This window comes from Actinomadura geliboluensis, assembly GCF_005889745.1.
Taxonomy (GTDB): Bacteria; Actinomycetota; Actinomycetes; order Streptosporangiales; family Streptosporangiaceae; genus Spirillospora; species Spirillospora geliboluensis.
Genome location: NZ_VCKZ01000464.1, coordinates 1 through 6799 on the forward strand (window position 1 = coordinate 1; position 6799 = coordinate 6799).

Consider the following 6799-nt stretch of genomic DNA (forward strand, 5'->3'; position numbering starts at 1 on the left):
GCGGGCGGCGAACCGGCCTGCCTGGTGAGCGTCACGACGCTGCCCGATCCTTCACGGCCCTGCTCGGAGGCCCCGGCCGGGACCGCGGCCGGCTGCCGGACGGCCAGGCCGTTCTCGGTGGTGGCGGCGGGCGCCTGCGCGGTGCCCGCCTCGACGACCAGGTCCTGCGGGATGACGACGACGGCGGTGGTGCCGCCGTAGGCGGACCGCTTCAGCGAGACGCGCACGCCGTAGCGCTCGGCGAGCTTCGCGACCACGAACAGGCCGAGCTGGACGGAGCTGCGCAGGTTGAACTCGGGCGGGTCGACGATCCGCTCGTTGATCTCGGCGAGCTTCTCGTCGGTCATGCCGAGCCCGCGGTCCTCGATGTCGATCGCGAAGCCGTTGGCGACGAGGTGGCCGCCGACGTGCACGGCGGTGTCGGGCGGCGAGAACGACACGGCGTTCTCGATCAGCTCGGCCAGCAGGTGGGTGACGTCGCCGACCGCGCGTCCGGCCAGCTCGACCGGGCCGAACGGCAGCACGGTGACGCGGGTGTAGTCCTCGACCTCGCCGACGGCGGCGCGGACGACGTCGATCATCGGGACCGGCTGCCGCCAGCCGCGGGCCGGGATCGACCCCGAGAGCACGATGAGGTTCTCGGCGTTGCGCCGCATGCGGGTGGCGAGGTGGTCGAGCCGGAACAGCTCTTCCAGGTCCTTCGGGTCGATGTCGCGCTTGCGCTCCATCGTGTCGAGCATGCTCAGCTGCCGGTGCACCAGCGCCTGCGTGCGGCGCGCCAGGCTCAGCAGGACGTCGCGGATGCCGCGGCGCAGCTCGGCCTGCTCGACGGCGGTGCGGATCGCGGTCTCCTGGACGGCGTTGAACGCGCGGCCCACCTGCCCGATCTCGTCGCTGCCGAACTGCAGCGGGGGCGCCTCGACGGCGACGTCCACCTTCTCGCCGTGCCCGAGCCGTTCGACGACGCTCGGCAGCCGCTGCTCGGCCAGCTCCCACGCCGCGCCGCGCAGCCGCTCCAGCTGCCGCACCAGGGCGCGGGCGGTGGTGATGGACACGACGATGGACGCGATGACCGCGAGGAGCCCCAGACCACCGGCGAGGACCAGCCGCAGGATGATGCCGAGGCTGACCGGACCGGCACGTTCCACCAGCTCGTCACCGCCGGTGAGGACGAGCTTCTCCAGCCCTTCCTGGGACGGGCCCACCGCGCCCTGCCAGTCCGTGCCGTTGACCGGCGGGCGGAGCGTGGCGCGCTGGAGGATGCGGTCCTCGACGGCGCGCAGCCGGGAGAAGGCGGGACCGTTGACGAGCTGCTCGTAGCGCGCGAGGTCGGCGGGCGGGAGCTCCGCCGCGGCCTCCTCGGTGAGGAAGCGGGAGGTGTTCACCAGCCCGACGAAGCGGGCGTGCTCGCCCGGCTCGTACTTGCGGGCGGCGATCGCGCCGGCGAGCAGCGCGTCCTCCCGGGACAGCACCTCCTTGGCGCGGGTCATCGCGTTCAGCGTGCGGCTGTCCTTGGAGATGCCCTCGTCGTTCAGCACGGCGCCGGTCGAGTTGAAGACGCGGAACGCGGTGTCGATGATCTTGTTGAAGGAGGTGGCGGCCTGGACCCGGGTGCCGCGCCCGGCGTCGACGACGGCGCGGCCCGCGCGCAGGTCGTCGAGGGCCTCGAACATCTCGTCGATGCGGCGCTCCAGCGCGTCGCTCGCCGCCCGGCCGACGTCGCCGCCGGACGCCGTCGTGCGCACCTTGGCCGCGGCCTTGTCGGTCTCGGTGCGCTGCGCGAGCAGCGACTGCCGCTGCTGCTGCCCCGGCGAGGCGAGGTAGACGACGGACGCGCGGCGCTCGTTCTGCAGGGCGGTCACGAGCGACACGGTCGGCCGGCTGATCTTGGTGTCCAGTGTGCTGGCCCAGAGCAGGCCCAGACCTTCGCGAAGTGTCACCCACGCGGCGAACGCCCAGAGCGCCGTCAGCGACAGCAGCAGCGCAGTGATCTTGGTCCGCAGACGAGAATTGCGGAGGCGCATTGACGACCCGTCCCAACGAGAGTGAGCAGGACCCGCGATCCCGGGGGTGTCAAGGGCCAGCGAGTCTCTGTTGTCCGAGTGCGCGATGGGGCAGGAGGGGCGCCAGCGCACACACCGGAGCACCTTAGCAACGCAGCATCACGTGAAGACGTCAATTTTCACTATTTGAGCAGGACGAGGCCCAGATCGGTGTGGTGCGTCTCACGTCCTGGACGCCTCCCGCGCGACGCTACTCGGGACGGGTGAGATGGAGGGCGCTCAGGATCGTCGAATGGACGATCGCCTTCGGCAGGTACAGGTCCTTGTCGTGCCAGAGGGCCGGGCCGTCCGTCCAGTGGGGGGAGCGCAGCAGCCACGCCCGGCCGCGCGCGGCGGCCCGCAGGTGCGCGAGGCGGCGCGCGGACCCGTTCCCCGCCCGGCCGGACGGCAGCAGGACGAGCATGGCCTCCGCGGTCTCCTCGGCGGTGCCGTCCCACCAGCCCCAGGACCCGTCCGGACGCTGGGTCTCGGTCACCCACCGCCGGGCACGTTCCACGGACGCGGCGGCCTCGGCGCCGCCGAACGACTGGAGCGCCTGCACCGCGCACGCGGTCGCGTAGTAGGGGGAGACGTGCCAGCGGTCGGTCCAGCTCCCGTCCGGCTCCTGGCGGGCGCGCAGCCAGCTCGCCGCCTTCGCCATGGCGGGCGCGTACCGGGCGCGGGCGGCGGGGCGGAGGCGCGCGTACTCGCCGAACGCGTCGAGGACGTGCGCGTTCGTCGTGACCGACGCGCCCTGCTCGCCCTGCCAGGTGCAGAAGCGGTCGTCCAGCTCGTAGGCCAGCAGGCTGTCGGGCTCCCGAGGCGAACCGAGCAGCGCGAGCGCGTACAGGGTCACGGACGTGGTGTCGGCGTCCGCCGGGAGGCCCTCGCCCGCCGGGGTGCCGAGCGGGCCGACGGCCGCGGCCAGCGAGGCGGTCAGCTCGTCCGGCACGGTGACCGGGACGCCCGTCCGGCGCAGGCCGCTCAGCACCCACGCCCGCTCGAACACGGTGATCGGGTAGCCGCAGGGCACCGGGCCGCCGTGGTGCGCCGCAACGGTCTCCAGGAAGCGGCGCGCGGGGTCGTCCGCCGGCGGGGCCTCGTCGCCGCCGATCCACGCGGCCGTCGCGGCCGGCGAGGCGCCGACGCCGCCGGTGCGGGGGCCCGGCCGGGTGGAGCCGGTCCGGCGGGCGGCGGGCCCGGCGACCTCCAGCGCGTGGAACAGCTTCTCCGGGACCTGCCCGCCCGCGCTCAGCAGCTCCCGCAGCGGGTCGAGCGCGGCGTCCGCCCAGCTCTCCGGGGCGCGCACCCGCGCCCCCGCCGGACGCGGACCGGACGCGCCCGGCGGCCGGGCGTCGAGCCACTCCAGATGGTCGTTGATCAGGCGCGCCAGATGGGCGGAGATCAGCTCCACCGCGGGCATGTCGGGGATCGCGTCGCCGGACGCGTCGTCCAGCAGCGCCGTCAGCGCCTGGAGCCCGCGGTCGGCCGCCTTCGCCAGGACGTCGCGCTCGATCCCGGAGCCGTCGCGGCCCGTCCCGGACGCGTCCCGCCGGAAGGCCGAGAGGATCGCCTCGGTCGCGCTCAGGGTCGGGACGAGGGAGTACCCGCCCGGCGCGCCCCACCCGCCGTCGGCGCGCTGCGCCGCGAGGAGGAACCGCAGCCGCTCGGTGTGCCCGATGAGCCACGGGGCGAGGGTGACGACGCGTCCGGTCTCGTAGATGGAGGGGGACACCTGCCCCCAGGGGTCCGCGAGGAGGCCGCGGACCAGTGCGTCGGCGCCGGCGACCGGGTCCGCCGCCGGCGCGGGTTCTGACGGGTCCGGGACGTCCTCCGCCTCACCGCACTGGACGCTCACAGCTCACCCCAGTAGTCCGTCCGGCCGTAGAAGCCGGTGCTGAACCCGATCTGGCGCTCCAGGTACCGCGCCTCCTTCGGGCACGGCTCCCGCAGCGGAGCCAGTTCGTCCAGGCACTCCTTGACGAGGAGGTCGATCTGGTCGGTCACCTCGGCCCGGCTGACGCCGAGGGCGAGCGGGTTGAGGTCGCCCCAGTCGAGGTCCCGCTGGAGGGTGGCGAGGTCGTTGAGCAGCCGCAGGATCCGTTGCACCGTTCCGCTCGCGGCCCACAGCGCGTCGATGTGCCGGAGCTCGTCCGGGCCGGACGTGTAGATCCAGTGCGAGAGGTTGACGAACGAGGACCCGAAGTTGTCGGCGTTGCCGACGTACTCGGCGAACGTCGGCGCGGGGCCGTCGCCGGACTTCCGCGCGGCGTGCCACTCCCACTCCCGGGCCATCGCCGCGAAGTAGCGGTCGAGCTGGGCGCGCCACCGCCCCCGCAGCTCGGCGAACGCGGGACGCGCCGCGAGCGTGTCGCGGATCTCCGCGAGGAACCGGGCCAGCGGGACGTCCGGCGGCGGCTCCGCGCCGTCCGCGACCGCGAGGCACGCCGCGGCCTGGACGTCGACGTCCGCCCGCGTCTCCGCGACGTAGTCGACGAGCCAGTCCGCGGCGAAGACCCACAGCGACGTGCGGCAGGCGACGCTCAGCTCCTCGGCGGACGCCCACGGCGACCCGAACGCGTTGGCGAGGGCCACGCCGCTCAGCAGCCGCGGGTCGAAGGGGCCGCCGGGGAAGAGGACGGCGTGCTCCGTCGCGCACGCCGCCAGGTCGCGCTGGCAGTCCACGGCGAGCGCGCTGGTCCTGCCCTCCTCGATGGCGGTCCGAAGTTCACCGGTCGGTGCGGCCGGGGTTCCCATGTGCGCCTACCTGCCGTCGACGGGGTTCAGTGAGATCTTGATCGGCTGCCGCGGCTTGAGGGTGAGCCCCGCCTGGGGCTCGACGCCCGCCGGCCCGTGCAGGGTCGGGCGCAGCCGGCTGATCATGCTGGCGACGATCAGCTGCGCCTCGACGGTGAAGAAGACGCTGCCCACGCACTGGTGGGGCCCCGCGCCGAAGGCGAGGTAGGCGAAGCGGTGCCGGGAGTTGCCCGGCGCGAACCGCTCGGGGTCGAACCTGTGCGGGTCGGGCCACACGTCCGGCACCCGGTGGGTGAGGTAGGGGCTGACCGCGATCGTGGCGCCCCGGTGCATCCGGACGCCGTCGATCACGTCGTCCTCGGCCACGATGCGGGGGATGATCCAGCCGACCGAGTAGATCCGCAGCAGCTCCTGGAGGACCATCTTCGTGTAGCGGAGCCGCGGCAGGTGCTCGCGGGTGGGGCGGGCGCCGTCCAGGACGTCCTCGATCTCCGCGCGGAGCCGGACCATCACCTCGGGATGCGCGTCGAGCACGACCCACAGCCAGCTCAGCGCCGTCACCGTGGTCTCCGTGCCGGCCACGAACAGCGAGACGACCCCGTCGCGGACGCCCTGGTCGTCGAGCGCGTTCCCCTGCTCGTCGCGGGCCCGCAGCAGTAGGGACACGATGTCGTGGCCCTCGTCGCCCCGCTCGTGCACGCCCTGCCGGCGCGCCTCCTCGATGACGGGGAAGATGATGTCGTCGACGTTCTGCACCGCGCGGTGGAAGGCGTGGTCGCCGGGCAGCGGCACCGCGTGCGGGACGAACGGCAGCAGCATCCGGGACCGGAACGACGACGTGGTCGCGATCGTGATCGCGTCCCCGAGCCGGTCGGCGTCGGCGAGCGAGAGCCGGTCCCCGATGAAGATCCGCAGGATGGCCCGGTAGACGATGCGGGTCAGCTCGTCGCTGCAGTCGATCGGGGTGCCGGCGCCGGTGCGGCGGCCGAGCTCGTCGACGTTGTCGGCGATGTTGGCGGCCATCTCGTCGGTGTAGGTCGCGATCTTCTTGCCGGTCAGCAGGGTCTGGAAGATCCGCCGCTTGAGCGGCCAGGCGGGGTCCGCGCCGGACGGCTCGCCGACGAGCCTGCTGAGGGGCTTCCACATCAGCCCCTCGCGCCGGTAGTTCGCCGCGTTGTCGCGCAGGATGTGCTGGACGTGCTCGGGGCGGGTCACGAGGTACGGGCGCAGCATGCCCAGGTTCACGCGGGTGATCTCGCCCTGGGACTCGCGCCCCATCTGCTCGATGGCACCCAGCGGGTCCCGGAGCAGTCTCGGCAGGCTCTGATGGAACGGAATGGTTCGCGGTTCCCTGACGGAGCCGACGCCGACCGACATACTCGACTGTCCCCTCACTAGGCAGTGGTGCGGGTCACGGGGCGAGATGATCTCGGGCTATGGCCGCTGGTGCGGCATTTGTGAAACATGGGCGATTCGTCCGGAAGTATCACATGATCATTTGACGAAGACAACCGTCCGAGAGGTAGGAAAGCACTACATCTGTGCGTGATCTAGGTCACTTTTCAAGGGATGTGCCGGTGAAGTCAACGCCGCGCTGACAAAGTGATGGCTGCGTATGCGCACCGACCGACGGCGGCCCTTGACACCCGCGGTCAGTGGTCGGTCGGCAGGATGTCGGGCCACCCGACCCGGCCCGCGACCCGCACCTCACCGGTCACCTTCCGCGACCCGCAGCGCGCCGCCACCGCGTACTCGCCGGGGACGGCATCGGCCTTCACGGTCGCGGCGCCGTCCACGGCCCGCCCGGTGAACACCTCGGACTCGACCCGCGCCCCCGCGCATCCCGGCACCGAGACCCGGACGTGCTCGCCCGGCCGCACCATGCCGGGCTCCACCGCGACACCGCCGCGGCCCGTCGCCTCACCCGTGGCCGGAGCCAGCATCCCGGCCGCGACCAGCGCGGTGCCCAACACGCTGACGGTGACCAGACGCAACGAGAC

5 protein-coding genes are annotated in these 6799 nt (G+C 73.1%); all 5 read right to left on the reverse strand.

All coding sequences use genetic code 11. From position 1 onward, the window contains the following. A partial coding sequence (locus ETD96_RS38525; protein ID WP_138641430.1) for a sensor histidine kinase occupies positions 1-2024 on the reverse strand: 2024 nt, incomplete at its 3' end. A gap of 229 nt (positions 2025-2253) precedes the next feature. Then, entirely contained in the window at positions 2254-3900 is a 1647-nt protein-coding gene (locus ETD96_RS38530) for a prenyltransferase/squalene oxidase repeat-containing protein (protein WP_138641431.1), read from the reverse strand. Beyond that, on the reverse strand, positions 3897-4799 hold the full coding sequence (locus ETD96_RS38535; protein WP_138641432.1) for a terpene synthase family protein: 903 nt from the start codon (positions 4797-4799) through the stop codon (positions 3897-3899). Before ETD96_RS38535 ends, ETD96_RS38530 begins: the two co-directional genes overlap by 4 nt. Before the next feature lie 6 nt (positions 4800-4805). Beyond that, on the reverse strand, positions 4806-6176 hold the full coding sequence (locus tag ETD96_RS38540) for a cytochrome P450 (protein ID WP_138641433.1): 1371 nt from the start codon (positions 6174-6176) through the stop codon (positions 4806-4808). A gap of 275 nt (positions 6177-6451) precedes the next feature. Further along, positions 6452-6799 (reverse strand): hypothetical protein (locus ETD96_RS38545; protein WP_420884831.1); only part of this gene is annotated, 348 nt, incomplete at its 5' end.

What these genes read in the sequence shown, in the direction of transcription:
- ETD96_RS38540 (WP_138641433.1), bottom strand. Translation starts at nt 6,176, where the DNA reads ATGTCGGTCGGCGTCGGCTCCGTCAGGGAACCGCGAACCATTCCGTTC.
- ETD96_RS38535 (WP_138641432.1), bottom strand. Translation starts at nt 4,799, where the DNA reads ATGGGAACCCCGGCCGCACCGACCGGTGAACTTCGGACCGCCATCGAG.